This window comes from Paenibacillus sp. lzh-N1, assembly GCF_002872435.1.
In the GTDB taxonomy this organism is placed as follows: Bacteria; Bacillota; Bacilli; order Paenibacillales; family Paenibacillaceae; genus Paenibacillus; species Paenibacillus polymyxa_C.
Map to the genome: position 1 here is coordinate 909,599 of NZ_CP025696.1, position 16,938 is coordinate 926,536.

General features: G+C 44.2%; 15 protein-coding genes. 3 read left to right on the forward strand and 12 right to left on the reverse strand.

Going from position 1 to position 16,938, the window contains the following annotated elements; translation table 11 throughout:
* Positions 1-93 precede the first annotated feature (93 nt).
* Complete coding sequence (locus C0638_RS04105; RefSeq protein WP_058710709.1) at positions 94-1,359, forward strand: BaiN/RdsA family NAD(P)/FAD-dependent oxidoreductase; 1,266 nt, start codon at positions 94-96, stop codon at positions 1,357-1,359.
* Positions 1,360-1,568: 209 nt separating this feature from the next.
* Here the strand turns inward: C0638_RS04105 and C0638_RS04110 are convergent, their stop codons facing one another.
* From C0638_RS04110 to C0638_RS04135, 6 genes are all read right to left on the reverse strand, one after another.
* Positions 1,569-3,239 carry a ribonuclease J gene (locus tag C0638_RS04110; RefSeq protein ID WP_058710685.1) on the reverse strand — a complete coding sequence of 557 codons (1,671 nt, stop codon included), beginning with the start codon at positions 3,237-3,239 and terminating at the stop codon, positions 1,569-1,571.
* Positions 3,240-3,408: 169 nt separating this feature from the next.
* Positions 3,409-4,839: a YfcC family protein gene (locus tag C0638_RS04115; RefSeq protein ID WP_058710684.1), complete on the reverse strand. Its 1,431-nt coding sequence runs from the start codon at positions 4,837-4,839 to the stop codon at positions 3,409-3,411.
* 2 nt (positions 4,840-4,841) lie between these two features.
* Positions 4,842-6,425: an amidohydrolase gene (locus tag C0638_RS04120; protein WP_058710683.1), complete on the reverse strand. Its 1,584-nt coding sequence runs from the start codon at positions 6,423-6,425 to the stop codon at positions 4,842-4,844.
* 134 nt (positions 6,426-6,559) lie between these two features.
* Positions 6,560-7,273, reverse strand: a complete 714-nt coding sequence (locus C0638_RS04125; RefSeq protein WP_040102148.1) for a GntR family transcriptional regulator — start codon at positions 7,271-7,273, stop codon at positions 6,560-6,562.
* Between the two features lie 95 nt (positions 7,274-7,368).
* On the reverse strand, positions 7,369-8,181 hold the full coding sequence (locus C0638_RS04130; protein ID WP_013369381.1) for a fructoselysine 6-kinase: 813 nt from the start codon (positions 8,179-8,181) through the stop codon (positions 7,369-7,371).
* A gap of 28 nt (positions 8,182-8,209) precedes the next feature.
* The gene (locus C0638_RS04135; protein ID WP_013369380.1) at positions 8,210-9,178 is read right to left on the reverse strand and encodes an SIS domain-containing protein; all 969 of its coding nucleotides are present in this window, start codon (positions 9,176-9,178) and stop codon (positions 8,210-8,212) included.
* Between the two features lie 290 nt (positions 9,179-9,468).
* Here C0638_RS04135 and C0638_RS04140 point away from each other — a divergent pair, with 290 nt between their 5' ends.
* Positions 9,469-10,101: a LysE family transporter gene (locus C0638_RS04140; protein ID WP_025676060.1), complete on the forward strand. Its 633-nt coding sequence runs from the start codon at positions 9,469-9,471 to the stop codon at positions 10,099-10,101.
* 20 nt (positions 10,102-10,121) lie between these two features.
* On the opposite strand, the gene C0638_RS04145 is transcribed toward C0638_RS04140, so the two are convergent.
* The 4 genes from C0638_RS04145 to C0638_RS04160 form a co-directional block, all read right to left on the reverse strand.
* A complete protein-coding gene (locus C0638_RS04145; protein WP_058710682.1) occupies positions 10,122-11,462 on the reverse strand; it encodes an amino acid permease in 1,341 nt (446 codons plus the stop codon).
* 157 nt (positions 11,463-11,619) lie between these two features.
* Entirely contained in the window at positions 11,620-11,919 is a 300-nt protein-coding gene (locus C0638_RS04150) for a spore coat protein (protein ID WP_058710681.1), read from the reverse strand.
* A 16-nt stretch (positions 11,920-11,935) separates the two neighbouring features.
* Positions 11,936-12,121: a hypothetical protein gene (locus C0638_RS04155; protein ID WP_058710680.1), complete on the reverse strand. Its 186-nt coding sequence runs from the start codon at positions 12,119-12,121 to the stop codon at positions 11,936-11,938.
* Positions 12,122-12,315: 194 nt separating this feature from the next.
* Positions 12,316-12,738, reverse strand: coding sequence for a hypothetical protein (locus C0638_RS04160; RefSeq protein WP_013369374.1), 423 nt, complete (start codon positions 12,736-12,738; stop codon positions 12,316-12,318).
* A 286-nt stretch (positions 12,739-13,024) separates the two neighbouring features.
* Between C0638_RS04160 and C0638_RS04165 the strand changes: the two genes are divergently transcribed.
* Positions 13,025-13,489, forward strand: coding sequence for a MarR family winged helix-turn-helix transcriptional regulator (locus tag C0638_RS04165; protein ID WP_013369372.1), 465 nt, complete (start codon positions 13,025-13,027; stop codon positions 13,487-13,489).
* Between the two features lie 120 nt (positions 13,490-13,609).
* On the opposite strand, the gene C0638_RS04170 is transcribed toward C0638_RS04165, so the two are convergent.
* Positions 13,610-15,202: a glycoside hydrolase family 32 protein gene (locus C0638_RS04170; protein WP_058711667.1), complete on the reverse strand. Its 1,593-nt coding sequence runs from the start codon at positions 15,200-15,202 to the stop codon at positions 13,610-13,612.
* Positions 15,203-15,307: 105 nt separating this feature from the next.
* Positions 15,308-16,807, reverse strand: coding sequence for a glycoside hydrolase family 68 protein (locus tag C0638_RS04175; protein WP_058711668.1), 1,500 nt, complete (start codon positions 16,805-16,807; stop codon positions 15,308-15,310).
* Positions 16,808-16,938: the final 131 nt, after the last annotated feature.

Here is a 16,938-nt window from a genome sequence, read left to right on the forward strand (position 1 = left end):
GTCTATCTAAAGAGACGGTATTACGATATGATGGAAAATCGGTTACGCTATTCTGAATTTTTTGAAAATTTGTCGACGAAAAGGAAGAGGTCTATGACTTACGACGTTATTGTGATCGGAGGCGGCTCAGCCGGCTTAATGGCAGCGGCTGCTGCCAGTGGCGAGGGCGCCAAGGTGCTTTTAGTGGAAAAGGGAAATAAACTTGGACGAAAGCTGGGGATCTCCGGCGGAGGTCGCTGCAATGTCACCAATGCAAAAGAGCTGGATGAACTTATTCGCCACATTCCCGGCAATGGTCGTTTTCTGCACAGTGCCCTGGCTGCTTTCGGCAATCGGGATATCATCGCCTTCTTTGAACAACTAGGTATAGCCTTAAAGGAAGAAGACAACGGGCGTATGTTTCCAGTAACGGACAAAGCCAAAACGGTCGTCGATGCTTTGATTAATAAGGTACGCTCTCAAGGAGTCGAGATTCGGACAAGCTGCCCTGTTCAAGAAGTAATTTGCAAAGAAGGCCATACGGCTGGTGTGCGGCTGCGTTCTGGTGAAATGCTGCGTAGCCGTAACGTCATTGTCGCTGTCGGTGGCAAGTCCGTCCCGCACACAGGCTCGGAAGGTGACGGCTATGCATGGGCAGAGCAGGCAGGGCATACCATTACGGAACTATATCCAACAGAGGTCCCGCTAACGTCAGGCGAGACGTTCATCCAGACAAAAGAGCTTCAGGGACTCTCCTTACGAAACATCAGCCTGACCGTATGGAATGCGAAACAAAAGAAGGTTGTCGTTCATGAAGGAGATATGATTTTCACGCATTTTGGTTTGTCTGGTCCAACCGCTTTGCGTTGCAGTCAGTTTGTCGTCAAGGGAATGAAAAAGGATAAGGTAAACACAGTATTGTTAACTCTCGATTTACAGCCTCACAAACATGCTGATGAAGTCTACCGTGAGACACTGGAACTGGCATCGGTCGATGCTAAAAAGGCGATCAAAAACGTGCTTAAACCTTATTTACCGGAACGCATGATTCCGTTGTTGCTTCAGCAAGCCGAACTGCGTGAAGATTTGACCTATGATCATATTCCCAAGCAGCAATGGCAAGAACTCGCCCATCGAATCAAGGCGTTTCCCATTCGTGTGAATGGGACGCTCTCTCTGAAGGAAGCATTTGTTACCGGGGGTGGTGTGAACTTGAAGGAAATTAATCCGAAAACGATGGAGTCCAAGCTGATGCCTGGATTGTTTTTTTGCGGTGAAATTCTGGATATTCACGGCTACACTGGAGGTTATAATATTACAGCGGCGTTTACGACAGGGCATACAGCAGGAACGCAAGCGGCTTTAAACGAGATGCTGTAGGAGTGGGAGGCACTACGCGTAGGCTTTGATCTTACGATCGCTGGCCCTTCTCCAGATTCAAATCCTCCGCTTCGCTACAAACGCTATCACAGCCGCATTTTTGGAAAAAAGAAGAAAAAGACTTAAATCAGTTGTATTACTGATTTAAGTCTTTTTTGATTAATCGCGTATTGAACAATATTCATTTGTTTGACAGTTATCGGCTATTTCTAAACCTCAATAATGATAGGTAAAATCATAGGTCTTCTCTTGGTTTGGCTGTAAATAAACTGACCCACATTATCCTTTAACATCTGCTTAATCAAGCCCCACTGACTCATTTCGATTTCTGTTAACTCGTTCACTGTGGCCATAATCGTGTCGCGAATCTGATTCATCAGCTCTTCGGAATCCTTAACAAATACAAAGCCTCTTGATATGACTTCTGGCGTTGCAAGCATTTGCTTCTCGTTTTTACTCAAAGTCATCACAATAATCAGCATTCCGTCTGAGGCAAGTTTTTTACGGTCCCGCAGTACAATATTGCCCACATCACCAGTTACCAGCCCGTCTACCAGGCTATTGCCGGATGGTACTTTGGGACCCAGGGACGCCCTTCCCTCTTTGATTTGAATTGTCTCACCGTTTTGGACAATAAATACGTTTTCCATAGGTATACCGACTGATTCTGCTAGCTGACGATGCTGATGCAGCATTCTGAATTCACCATGTATAGGAATTAAATACTGGGGTTTCATCAGGGTCATCATTAATTTTAACTCTTCTTGGCTGCCATGACCGGATACGTGCATCCCCGTAGCGCTGCCTGATCCATAAATAACGTTAGCGCCCAGTACGTACAGGTTATCGATGACTTGGGAAAGATTTCGCTCATTTCCCGGTATCGCTCCCGCAGCAATGATGACGGTATCCCCAGGCAATATTTCGATTTTGGGATGCAGGGAATTAGCTAAACGGGACAATGCAGCCATCGGTTCACCCTGACTTCCTGTACATAAAACTGCAATTTTTTCTGCAGGATACCGCTCCGTTTCTCCAGCCTCAATCAACAAATCCTCGGGCATGTGCAAGAAGCCCAGCTCTTTAGCCACCGTTACCACATTTACCATGCTGCGTCCGAGTAAGACCAGTTTGCGGCCTGTTTCCACAGCAGCGTCAATGACCTGCTGGACACGGTTCACATTGGAAGCGAACGTGGAGATAAATACCTGCTGCTTGGCTCGAGCGAATGCATCCAGAATGTGCCCGCCAACCAAGCGTTCTGAAGGCGTAAATCCTGGTCTTTCCGCATTCGTACTTTCGGAGAGAAGCACCTTAACCCCTTTCTTTCCGATTTCAGCCATGCGATGAAGATCCGGAAAAGGTCCGCTGACAGGAGACATATCAAATTTGAAATCCCCGGTATGGACCACATTTCCTTCCGGTGTCTGAAAAAAGACGCCCAAGCAATCTGGGATACTGTGGACAGTAGTGAAAAAGGATGTCTGAATCTTCCCCACATCAATGGTAGAATCCGCATCTATAAGATGAAGCTCGGCATCACGTAAAAGATTATGTTCCTTTAGCTTAATCTTAATTAATTCGATGGTGAGCTTTGTCCCGAATACCGGAATGTTGATCTGCTTCAGTAAATAAGGAATGCCCCCGATGTGATCCTCATGTCCATGGGTTACAATGAGCGCTCTAACTTTATCCTGATTCTCCAGCAGATAGGTGACATCCGGTACAATGAGGTCAATACCAGGCAAATTTTCATTAGGAAACTTGGAGCCACAATCAATGACGACAATATCCTGATCGTATTGGATGAAATACATATTTTTCCCAATCTCATTAACACCGCCTAGAGCAGCAATGAGTAATCTGTTATCAGCAAGCATCAAGTTTATTTCCTCCTTAGGAAAATGCTATCCATATTATTTATTTTCCGCGTAAACTTATGCACCATATTGGGAAAGAAATGAGTAGCCTTCCTAAATAAGAGGACTTGTTTCACAAACACAAAAAGAAACCCTTGTCTCTAACAGACAGGGGCCCTCACTTGATTGATTACATACCCACCGCAGCCGATATCGCAGCAAAAATAGCAGCAATCAGCCATAGGATCGGGAATAGTTTGAAGATTACCTTCAGCCACTGTCCAAAGCTGATCCGGGCAATGGCCAATCCTGCCAGCAGCACTCCACCTGTCGGTGAAATGAGATTAGTTAACCCGTTACCAAATTGGTACGCTGTGACTACGGCTTCACGATTAATGCCTACAAGATCGCCAAGCGGTGCAAGTACAGGCATGGTTAGTGCAGCTTCCCCCGAAGAAGAGGGAACGAGGAAAGTAATGATATTATGCGCAAGCAACATAATAGTCGTGAATAAATAACTTGGCAAACCTTCCAGAACGCTTGCAAGTGCATTCAATACGGTATCAATAATCATCCCCTGTTCTGCGATAATCAGAATTCCGCGGGCGAGGCCTATGATCACCGCGGCGTAGATAAATTCTCCGCATCCTTTTACAAAATTCTCAGCTATCTCCTTCTGACTCATTTTGGTGACAACCCCAACAAAAATACCAAGGGCAAAGAAAAGGGCGCCGATCTCAGTCATATACCAGCCTTTGACCAAAATTCCCCAGACAATCGCTCCAAGCGTTACAATAAATCCACCTATAATTAATTTGTCCCGGAATGTGAAGACGACGTCCTCGTCTGTGCCTTCCTTAATAAATTGCTCGCGGTTTATAATATCACTTTGAAACACGAGGGATTTCTCCGGATTTCGCTTCACCCGGTGCGCATACCACATCGTAAAAGCAATAGAAATCGTCGTAAATACAAGCCATTCGATAAATCTCAGCCAGAGCTGAGGATTCCCCTCCACTCCTGCGATTCCCTGGGCAATCAACACTGAAAATGGATTGACAGTCGAACCAACATAGCCAATTTGCGTTCCCAGAAATAAAATCAAAATAGCTGTCATAGAGTCGAAACCCAAGGCAAACATCAACGGAATGAAAATCGCATAAAGTGGGATAATTTCTTCACTCATCCCAAAGGTAGAACCTCCGAGACTGAAGATAACCATAGCAATGGGAATAAGCAAAATCCCTTTATTTTTCAACCGCCTGGCAAGAGCTGTCAGCGCACGATCAATGGCGCCTGTCTGCAGAATAATACCGAAGGAGCCGCCTACAATAAGAACAAAAGAGACGACATCGGCGGCATTGATAATCCCCTCAATAGGAGCGCTAAGAATCTGAGGGATTCCCTGTCTTAAATCACCGTTCTCTCCCGTTTTGGGTACAGAGTGATAGGTTCCTGAAACGATTGCCGTTTTGGTCACACCGTTCACTGTCACTTCATGACGCTCAAATTGACCGCTGGGTACAACCCATGTCAACGCGGCGACTGTAATAATAATCAAGAATATTAAGGTATAACTATGGGGCAAGGATAATTTCCATTTCTTATTCGTGATGTTCATGTTTATCCCTCATTCCAAGAATGGTTATACGTAACCTTCCCTCCCATAATGGTCAATATCACTTGGGCATCCCTGATGTCACCAGCGGATGCATTAAGGAGGTCGCGATCAAAAACGGCGATGTCAGCATATTTTCCAGCCTCCAGCGTACCTGTAACCTCTTCCATATAACAATGTTTGGCTCCATTAATCGTCCACGCCTTTAAAACTTCGGATGGCGGCATTCCTTGGTCAGGATACCAGCCTCCAGCAGGCGAGCCATCCGGGAATAATCGGTGAGAGGCCGCATACAGCGAATCGGGGACACTGGTGATAAATAAAGGCAAATCAGTACCTATAGTGATCGGCACGTTAGCTTCCAGCATGGACTTATAATTATAAAAACGGTTTTCATTCTCTTTGCCTGCCACAGCAGACATATAAGCCTCTTCGTAAGAGGGATTCAGCAGCAAAATCTGAGCATAGACCTCGGCAAAAATTTCGTTTTCTCCCATTCTGGTCAGGTCATCTGGATGAGGATACTCCAGATCACTGATCGAATGTCTGATAAGGTGATTGCCTTGCTGCGCGCGGCATTTTTCAATCATGGATACTGCTTGGCGAATCGCAGCATCGCCTTCTGCAGTTAGGCAGCATTTGATCCCCTGGCTGTCCGCTTCCAGAACTGAGGCTTCAATTTTTTCGTAATCAACCGCCCTCAAATTCGTGACTCCAGGCATATCTGCGTAAGGCTCCAACATATCCCCTGTATGATCGGCTACGACGCCGTCAAGCATCAGCTTGTAGCCTTGGAAACGAATAAGGTCTCCATGATAAAGTGCCTTATACTTGATACCAATACTTATATCAAACGGTTCAACAACCGGTTCCAGCGAGAAATGAAACCGGAGTGGCAATTCACCTGTTTCTTTCAATTCCTCTAGAATCGGAAGCAGCTCGCTATGCCGGTCAAAGCCAATATCTTTTATAGAAGTAACCCCTCGTGCAGCCAGCAGGCGGCAAAATTCCATAAACTCTTGTTGGACAAGGCTGCGATCCTGCATCATAGCTTGGAGCAGTAAAGCGCGTGCTTCGGCACTGCATTGATCTGGCGAAAATTGATATCTCTCCTCAGCCAATCGATTCATCCAGCAGTAACTTTTATTTTGGTTGATGGCGATTACCGCCCGATCGGGAAACAATCCATCCAACAAGCTTGGCTCAGGCAGCCCACCCCATTTTTCCTCGCTCCAACCGTAAGCGGTTACATCTTTTCCTGATGGAAGGTGGTTTGCCTCTTGAAGCAGTAGTTGCACTGCTTCTTCACTTGAGGCTGTATGCGTCAGATCCACGCCCCGATGCATTGACATATATCCGGTGAAAAATACATGGTTGTCATGAATTCCCGGCATGATAAAGGCATCGCCCAGATCATAGACAACCGTTTCCGATCCTATCCAGGCTTGTGCCTCTTCCGGATGCCCCACTGCTGCAATACGTTCTCCTCGCACTGCAATAAACCCGGGCGAAGCTTCATTTTCCAATCCATTAAAAATAGCATTGGAGAGTAATACTTTGTCTGCTAATGTATCTTTCATCCCTTGCATAGTTTCACCACCTCATGATTGATTCACCTAACAACATGACGTAATATAACGTTATGTTAATGCTTCTGCTTCTCCCTATTGGATGGAAGCAGAAGCCAGACGTACCTGAACTACCTTGCATAACAGGTAACGGATTATATGGAGAATTGATAACGGTCTCCGATGATGTACTGCTTCCCTACATGAACCGGGCTTCCATGCTGGTCATAGATAATGGTATGCATGTAAAACAACGCCTGCCCGATCGCCGTCTCCAGCAATTTGGCCTGATTTTCATCCGCCAAGGCAATTTGTAATATCGTCTCTCCTGGCTGGTTAGGGTCGATGCTGTATTTTTGCCGCAGCAGTTCGTATACAGACCCCTCCAACTGCTCGTGCATTAGAAATGCAAAGCGTTCATAAGGATAAAAATTGTTTTCCAGCATCAGGGGGCGATCATCCGCATATCTTTTACGCTGGATAAATAACACTTTTTCTCCTGGCGATAGCTGCAACTGATGTGCAATTTCTTCATCTGCTTCTACGATTTCACGTTTTGTGACCACACTGTGTGAAGAAAGCCCGTTGGATTTGCAAGCAGCCGTAAAGCTGATGACATGTTCAATCTTCCGTCCAATTTTGGGGATATTGACAAAGGTGCCTTTTCCCTGACGTTTGGTCAGATATCCTTCATGAACTAATTCGGCAATTGCTTTCCTTACAGTAATTCGACTTACATTATACATTTCGCTTAATTCTGTTTCGGTCGGTATACGACTTCCTTGCGTAAATGTTCCATTATGAATTGCGGTTTTGACCGCTTTTTGTAATTGAATATATAATGGCTCCGCTTGGTCTGAATTTAACATAATGTACCCTCACTTGTCATATAACGTTATATCACTCTCACTTAGAGTATCAAAGGTTACATATTCTTACAAGTGAAGATATTCGAAAAGGATCGTCAATAATGAACGCCGTATCCGAAGGAACCTTCTACCAGGCAGCTCTGGGCGGCAAGCCTTGAGCCTTCTGCCATAGCAGCCTGTATGTTGCCTTTTTCCAAAAAGCTCAGTAAAAAAGCAGTTATATAAGAATCGCCTGCTCCCATGGTATCCACAGCGTCAACGGAATCGGGCATTTGAAAATAGAACTTCGTACCATCATAGGCGATAGATCGGTCACCGCCACGTGTGGCGACCAGAATTTGCCCCTCTTTTTTTCGATTGGAACGGATAAAATTCTGTGTCTCTTCATCCGTCATATGGCTGCAAGAGAAGAATGCAAAATCGGCATGCATGATATATTGTTCTACCTGTGTATCTGTAAAATCATCTGAAAAATCAAAGGAAATAGGAATTCCCAGTGTCTCCAACTCGGGCAGCAAGTGGCCTGTATGGCTGTACAAGCCAGTATGAATCAGGTCGAATCCGCCAAGATAATCCTTGTCATCTTCGCTCAGTTCCAATGGATGGAGACGTGTCACTCCCCCCTCATTACTGCCCAGAAATACTCTGTCTCCGTCTTCCAGGGTTACACGTGCACAGCCGTTCTCACCGCTGTGATATCTGCACCGTGAAATATCGATGTCAAGCTCACGGAGGGTATGTTCTACATGCCGTGCTTCGTGATCGTCCCCAAACACGCCTATAAAGGCTGCATCCACTCCCGCTTTTTTGGCAAACACACTGAAATTAAGCGCATTGCCGCCAGGGTACATCATGCGCAGATGAACATATTTATCTACCACATTATCGCCAATGCCTAGAACCTTCATGATGGTTTCCTCCTGTTGGTAGGTGCGCTTAGTAAGCTACTTTGCCCATATAACGGCGAGTTTCCAATGGGTGGTTGCGTACATTTGCTAGTGCTTCACGATACACACATACAATGCTGTAAAATAAAACCGGGTTAAAAAACTCTACCACTTCGTCTGCAATCGTTCCGATGCCAAGCTCCTTTGCATCAATCACTTCCACTTTCTCGGCATACTGATTCAGGAAAGTCTGTGCCCGCTCATCCAGCGCCCGTGTACGTCCTTCGTTGATCATCAGAATAAATGGAGTTTCCTTATCCGTTACTTCAAATGGGCCATGGAAGAATTCACCGGAATGGATAGAAGCTGCATGAAGCCATTGCATTTCCATCAGCGAGCAGATGGCAAAGCCATAAGCATGTCCATAAGATGCTCCGCTGGTCAGGATATAAAAGAGTTCCTCATTGCGGTATCTGTCAGCGAATACTTGAGCGCGCGGTTCAACTTGGACTTTGGCCCGGTTAATAATCCCATTGATTGCCCCCAATCCGTTCTGGAAAGCTGGGTAATGCGCATAGCCCTCAGTGATTTGAAGCAGTTCAACCGTAAGTTCTAGAATAATGGCCATCGGGTTGTTTTTAACATCGCTCTCATCCCCCCACTCGTAAAGGAAGGAATAATCCGAATAGTTAAGCAGGCTCGCTTCACTATTGTGGGTTAAGCCAATGGTATAAGCACCTTTCTCTTTGGCAGATTTAGCAGCTGCGACCGATTCTGGAGTATTTCCACCGTGGGAACAAACGATGACCACTGAGTGTGCCCCCAATCGTTTGGGCAACGCATGTACAAACTCATTCGCTGTATACATCCCTGCTACCAGTTTCTTTGCTTCACTATCCAGAAAATATTTTGAAGGATACATATCAACTAGTGAGCCCCCGCAGGCTACTAAATAAACCTCAGAAATCTTCCCATTCGCTTGTTCATTAATCGTCTGAATCGTCTGTTGTACATTCATGTGTTTATCTCTCCTTTTTATATAACGTTATATAACGTATTGTTTACGAGATAAATATAAGCGCTTTCATTAAAAGTGTCAAGCCCCTTCATTAAAAAAAGCTCTAACCCTTTTGTTTGAGGTTTAGAGCTCCTTTTGGGATTTAATTCATATTCATTGATTGGGTTAGCGATAAGGAAGCTATGCCTATAATATACGCACAAAAATATGGTCTTACACATGGGTTTGTCCGAATAAACTAAATGAGACAAATACATAACGTCCAATAAATAATCAAGGAGGAAAACACCATTAATACATTTATCGGGTATGTTTTTCTAGGTCTGTCACTTTCAGCTCCCATTGGACCCATCAATGCCGCGCAGTTAGATCGAGGTATTAAAAATGGATTTTGGCACGCCTGGTTTATTGGGCTAGGTGCAATCACAGCAGACATTATCTATATGATGCTTGTCTATTTGGGAATGATCCACCTTCTTAATTCCCCATTTGTCAAAGCTTTTTTATGGCTGTTTGGTTTTTTCGTGCTTGTGTATACAGGTCTTGAAAGCATCAAAAATGCTGGTGTGATTTCAGAATCCGAATTAAGGGGAAATGGCAATACCCTAACCAACTCCTTTGTTGCGGGCTTCCTGATGTCGTTGTTTAATCCCCTCTCCATCCTTTTCTGGCTTGGTATTTACGGTTCCATACTGGCCAACGTTGCTAATACATATCCAGTACAACAGCTATTGATTTACAGCGGAGCGATTGTACTGGGCGTGTTGGCGTGGGATGTGACGATGGCAGCCGCTTCAAGTGTTTTCCGTAGATTTCTCAAACCCGGATTGCTTAAAACCATCTCTTGGATGTCAGGTCTATCTCTTGTAGGCTTTGGCTTTTATTTTGGTGTACAGGCATTTCAATTGCTTTTTTTACGCTAACGCTTGTCTTCTTGATAAAGTTAACGAGACTCCTTGCCGTGCTTTCGACGCACCCATTGAACAATGAGGTCACATATTGCAATTAACAAGACCAGCAGTAAACTGATGTAAACCCCAGGGCGGCTAAGCTTATGAAAAAAGGCCCCGACTACAGCCAAAGCGATCAGCAATAATCCAATCCAGCGTTTGATATTGCTCGATGTGCTTGATTCCAGTAACTTACCTGAAGACAGCAAAATAAAGCACCAGTTATATAACAGCATTAAGCCCGCAGCTGTTGTGATATATTCATACACTTTCCCCGGTAGCAGCAACGATAATACGATTGCTGAGATTAATCCAACAGAGATCAAACTGAGTGCATAAAGAGGATATTTGCCCTTCCACTTTCGTGAGAACAGTGTGGGCGCATCTCCTTCCTGAGCAAGGGTAATCATCATCGAAGTCTCTGCATATAGCGATGCTGTCATCGTGGAGAACCCTGCAATAATCAGGACTCCGTTAAACAAATGAGGCACAAAGGCCAGATGATCGCTACTGAGCGCAAGTACAAAAGGGCTTTCCTTCGGATTAAAGGCACTTAATGGTACCATAGACACAGCCAGCCCAATCGAAAGCACATACACTGCAACCAGCGTCATCAACATGACCTTTCCTGCTTTCGGTGCTTCCTCCGGGTTTTGAAGTCGGTTAGACATAATTCCGAGCACTTCAATACCTCCGTATGCATAAAAGGCAAAAATAAAAGATGACCATAACCCTATGCCACCGGTTGGAAAAAAGTCTTTGGAGCTGAGAGGGAACTTCGGATTATATTTACCTCCTCCGATCCAGCCTGCCAAAAGCGCTACCGCTAGGACCAAAAACATCAAAAGAGCCGCTATCTTAATGATCGCGAGTACATTTTCTACACGATCAAAACCCTTATTGCCAAAAAAAACAATCACAAGCCCTAAGAGCCCGAAGCCTGCCGCAAAAATCCACATCGGTACCTGAGGAAACCAAAAGCGTGAAAATATAGACAGCGCAGTTAGTTGACTCCCATTAATAAGCAATTCCGAGAACCAATACACCCAGCCACTGCCGAAGCCTGCCCAATTGCCAAATGCTTTTTGAGCATAGGAACGGAAAGAGCCCTGTTCTGGATGATCTGCTGTCATGCGCGAAAGGGCGTCAAACACCACATACGTTCCAACTGCTGCCAAGAAGTAAGCAATCAGCACGGCTGGACCACCAATGGAAATTGCTAAACTAGACCCGAGGAAATACCCTGTACCGATGGTGCCTGCAACTCCTAACAAGCTCAGCTGCCACCATTTTAGTTTTTGCTCTTTTTGTTTGCCCGCTGAAGACTTGCCCATACGAAAATCACCCTATTCTGAATTTGAGACCTATTTTTTGTTTTTTTATGATTGCCTTCTTCTCCATATTTCATGTGAAAGTCAATTCAATTTGTAATAAAGAAGCACCAGCAAACCCGATTAAAGGTTTGCTGATGCTTCTTTTTAATTAAACGTTTTACATTTTGGACAAAGAAAGTGCCTTGTCTGCATTTTGAATATCCATTTGAATTTGCTGATCCGGATCATAGGCGTTGTAGTAACCATTATTCTTCATATAATTAAAAATTTGCTCATGAAGGTTAACAGCTTTGCTCAATTGGTCACAAAGGACATTTCGAACTTCTGAGCTGGTCGACTCTGTTAAGGCCGCGGCGTAGTTTTTGATCCCACTTTTAGCTGCGATTAACAGATCGGAAGCAATCACCTGATCGGTCATGGGGGTTGTACCGGTCATATTCCCAATAAAAGAATTCACGTTATTCCTCCTTAGATTATACAAGCAGATTTCTAAGCTGTTGAATATCTTGTGTACCGCTGCTGATGTCCTGCTGTAAAATATTTTTTAAATTTGAATCTGAGACTAAAGGGAGCATGGTTTGAGTTTTTGTAATACAAGTTGTTTTAAACGTAAGCAGCTCATGCAATTCCAACTTTTCGTGAACTCCAAGTTTTTGCAAGATCAAAACCTCCTTTCTGAACTTCTTTTGGTATTTCCTACGATTGCTGCCCTTATGCACGATCCAAGAATCTTAGTTTTCACAATGTCCTTTTCAGCTGTTTCTCATGATGAAAAAAGGTTCCTTCAAACCATTAGTCATGGTTTTGAAGGAACCTTTTTGTTCCAAAGTGGCAGCCAGGGCGGACACAATTTTCAGGTATGTACGCTTCCTGAAAAACCGTCCACATCGTCCTCCGGTTGTTGGTCAGAGCTGACGTTGTGTTCCTGTGTTGTGTTAGTAAACGTTTGGGAAGAGCCGTTTTTATACGCCTCGCTCCAGTCTTCATTGATGATGTGCGCTGGAATAATCCAATCCTCCGGGCTATAACCTGGATTTTGCATACCAATATTACTTTGTTTACCTGGACGATAAGTGAGAACTCCTGTCTCAATTATACTTCCTTCATAAGCTTGGCAAATCTCTAATGCAGACAGCACATCCTGGTTCTCAACGTGAACACTGAGGCCTGTATCACCGTTCGTGCTGGCAGAGTATCCAATTTCCTTTAATGTTTCACAGGCTTGGGCGGCTTGCTGCGGATCACGAAATTGAAAACGGAAAGAACCCGTATCCATGTGCTTCATCTCCTCTGAATTTATCTTATTTTGTTATTTGGGTTCATTAGGTATGTTATTTGTTAATATAACCAATCGGAACGCTATTTTTACATTCGAAACCTTTATTTTTCAAAAATTTACCTTAAAGCTTTGAAATTAAATAATTAAAAAAGCAGCTACTGTGACAAATCGCATGTTTTCCCTACGTAAATCCCTTTATGCTAGTAGTAAGGGTATGGTTGCCCGGTCATCCGAACCGAGCGGTCAAAGGATGCCCAAATCCATACATAAAGGCGGAATGAAGATGATAGATTACCGAACATTGGTGACACAGCAATCCATGCATTTGTATAGCGTGTTTGCCAAGTCATTCAAAAGTGTAAACGAACATGCGGTTGCTGGCATCAAAACGGTGGGCTTCAACCCAACGGCCTTCGCCGTGATGGAAGTTTTATATCACAAGGGAGCACAGCCAATTCAACAAATTGGAGCCAAGCTGCTTCTACAAAGCGGAAATGTCACTTATGTGATCGACAAGCTGGAGAGCCGCGGTTATTTGCACCGTCACCCGTGCGACCAAGATCGTCGTATTATATATGCAGAGTTGACGGACGAAGGACAACGCGTCATGGATGAAATTTATCCTGATTATACACGTCAGATTGAACGTGCCTTTAGCGGAATCAGCGAAACTGAAAGAGATCAACTCATCGGCTTGCTCAAAAAATTGGGCCGTAGCGCTGATAATCTGTCACCTTATCACAAATAGAATGAATAGTAACTTTAGCAACTGTTCAATTGTGAATAAAAGAACAATCCTATAGCTGTGCTAAACGAAAATTTAGATTTACACAGAAAAGTCCACCCTTATATTCATGGGTGGACTTTTTTAATGACTAAAATGTTTGATCACTACATTATTAAAAATAGCCTTACCGCCATCTGAAAAAAGAGTAATTCCCCGATCCTCTAAGCGTGGGAATATTAAGGAGGAATAAGCTACTTCTCCATCATCTACAAAGACTTCGATGCTGGTTTTATCGACGAGAATCTTCAAGTGGACATTTTTCTTGTCGGTATTAAAGGGCGCCTTACTCTCTACATATTTTCCACTCTGATCCGGCTGCCCGGTGTTCGCTCTGTTTACATAAGAGTATTGACCCTCCACCGAAACACCCACATCTACATGACGCTTGCCATCCGCAGACTCTCGAAGCCTCAATCCTGTATTCTTGATCGTTGACCAAGATACATCCGCCTCTAACTGATAGGCATCACCTGCTATCGGAAGCGTGTGAGTCCCTGCTACTTGGATCTTCCCCAATGATTCCGTTGCAACTGGGAATTGCTCCAAAGCTGGTACAGGCTGTGAAACCAAGCGATAGCCGACATCAGATGTACGCTTCAACCGAATTTGGCGAACAACCGAATCCATTCCATTAAAGCCTTCTTTTAGGGTAGGCGTGTTATTAGCATAATCCCAATTGTTCATCCAGGCCAGCGCATAACGGTGACTGTATTGGTCTTTGGCTTTGCCATCCTCGAACGTAACCGCACCATACCAGTCAAAGCCATAATCCAGCCAATCAGGATCATTGCGATCAGGGAGAAATGCTTCTCCATTAAAATCTCCTATCCAATAGGCATACGTGTTGGGCCCGCCGGTTGGTTTACTATTGGCGCTCGCGCCAAGAATCCATTGATAGGTCCCATCATCTGCGCGCATCTGGTAAAGGTCAGGACATTCCACAAGCCCGATATTTTCCGTTTGAAAGCCACTCGTAAACTGCCAATCCTTTAAATTTTTAGACTTATAAAAGCCAATCTTCGTTCCCTCTGCCATGACCATTACCCATTGATTACGCCCAGTATCCCGGACGATCTTGGGATCTCTGAAATCCTTCGTACCAGGGTTGGACATCACAGGCTTGTTGCGGTAAGAAGTAAACGTCTTGCCTTTATCCTTACTGTACCACAGAAATTGTTCCTGCTTTCCTCCATCTGCGGAGGGCTGTGTGACAATGGCTACAAGTGCGCCTTTTCCAAAACCAGCGGTGCCATGATCGTCGATCACGACCGAACCGGACCAAGGATCTCCATTTGGGTTTGTATATTTGGGAATCGCCACCCCTTCATCTTTCCAATGAACCAGATCGGTCGATGTTGCATGGCGCCATTCTGTACCGTTCTTATGAGGGTAATCACGATTATATAAATAATAATAATGATATTCCCCATCCATATAAATCGGCCGCTGCGGATCATTTTTCCACTTATCCGGAACGGTAAAATGGTAGGCTGCCCGGTAGGTCGGTGTTGAATGCTTACTTTGATTCGCTTGATTTTTTGGAGTTGCAGCAGGTTTAGGGGGTTTGACAGCATCCTGTTGGTACATATTCCATCCCATAGCTATGAATATCGTTAAGCCTGTGATGACTACTACGGATCGTATCCAAATGTTCTTGGGAGCTTTTTTTCTCATTATGACGATCCTCCTTACTTCATTGCATCGTTATGTATCGTCCGACGGACGACAGATCGGGTTGCTACCGACTGCCGCCTTCGGACATACTGCTTAAATACCTACTTATTTCTTTCCGTACTCATTTTGGTGTTCTTTTTTGTCATTCGCTGGATCAATCGTGATTTGCCCTTGTTCCAGAATACCGTTTTTCACAACAGAAGTTTTCGAACCTTTAATATTCAGCAGGAAGCTTGGTGCAAAAGTAGATTTGTGATCCGGGAAAAGCCCACGATTGGTCATATAACTCGAAACGACTACGTTATTACCTTTGCCTTGCGGGATAGCAAAATGGGCATACGTCCAGGTAATATCATCACGATCCAGATCCTGATGAAGAACGAGACCGGTTCCATTCAACGGTTTATAAGGCCCTGTCAAGGAAGTAGAAACATAACCCAGCATGTAAATATCATCGTCACCGATCGCATCTACAGTCACCTTAGAACCTCTTGTACTCGTAAATAAATACCACAAACCGTTCATTTTGAACACATTCGCCCGTTCAATTTCATCTGTTACCAGATTGGATGCAATCAAAGGAGGCATTACATTTTTCAACGTATAATCATCATTCAATTCAACGATGCCCAGTGCGCCGTTTGCCAGCTCAGCTCCCTTTTTCTTAGGACTTTGCAGCAGGTTTTGTTGCTCCTCCTCGAAGAAATTCTTATTGCCGCCATAATAAGCTGGGTTTTGAATCGAATCTTCGCCCTGATAGCCTGTCTCTGTTCCTGTGTTGGCTTCAAATATAATATATTTGTGGCCTTGATCCTCGACATAGTGAGGGTCTCGAAGAGTATGATTATCCATATCTATTCCGACGCTTTGCTGTACATTTTGATAGGTTTTCCCATCTCCACCGTCATAGATCGATTTCAAATCCTCGACTCCATCTACTTTCAGTGTCTTATCATCAGGCTGAGAGACATTAATTTGAGCCGTGCTCAAGGTTTGCTTGCCGTATAATTTGTTATTCGGGTCATACGGCTGTCTGCTGGTATAGAATAAACGTACTTGTCCATCAGAGGTTAAGGTAGCTGAGCCGGACCATTCTTCTGACTGATTTTTGAGAATCGGATCGTTGGAGAGCAGTTTATCATTGTCTTTAAATACTCTACCAGCATTTTTCCAGCCGCTCAGTGAAGTATCACCCGCTTTTTGATAGAACAGATATATAAATGTATCCTCACCTCTTTTAGGATCGCCTGCCAATCCAAAAACGATATTATATCCCTTGTAATTAGCCACTGTGCCATCGGCATTTTGTAACGGCCAGCTGTCCCAGACATCCAGATCAATCTGCTTGCCTGAGCTATCGTGACCAATAGCAGAAGGAATATTTTTAATTGTAGAGGCATCGAAGGACGGAACCTCATATTTCTCTTTACCTTGCTGTTTGAAAATATTCAGCATGTCACTACGCGTAATTTGGGTAAATGCACTGTCTGCTTTGGAATCTGCCTCGTCATTTCCCTTTGCAAAAGCCTGAACGCCGCCTCCTAACAGTAAGGTAGTTGCTACTGTTGCAGTGGCTGCTTTACTAAACCATTTGTTAAACTTCAAGTACTCCATCTCCCTTAATCTGATTATGATTTCTAGATTTGAAACCCAACTTTTTGGTTGGTAGGGCCATTTTATATGGTATGTCAAACGATTGATATAGACTGAAAATCCCTATTATGCGAGGGAAGAAA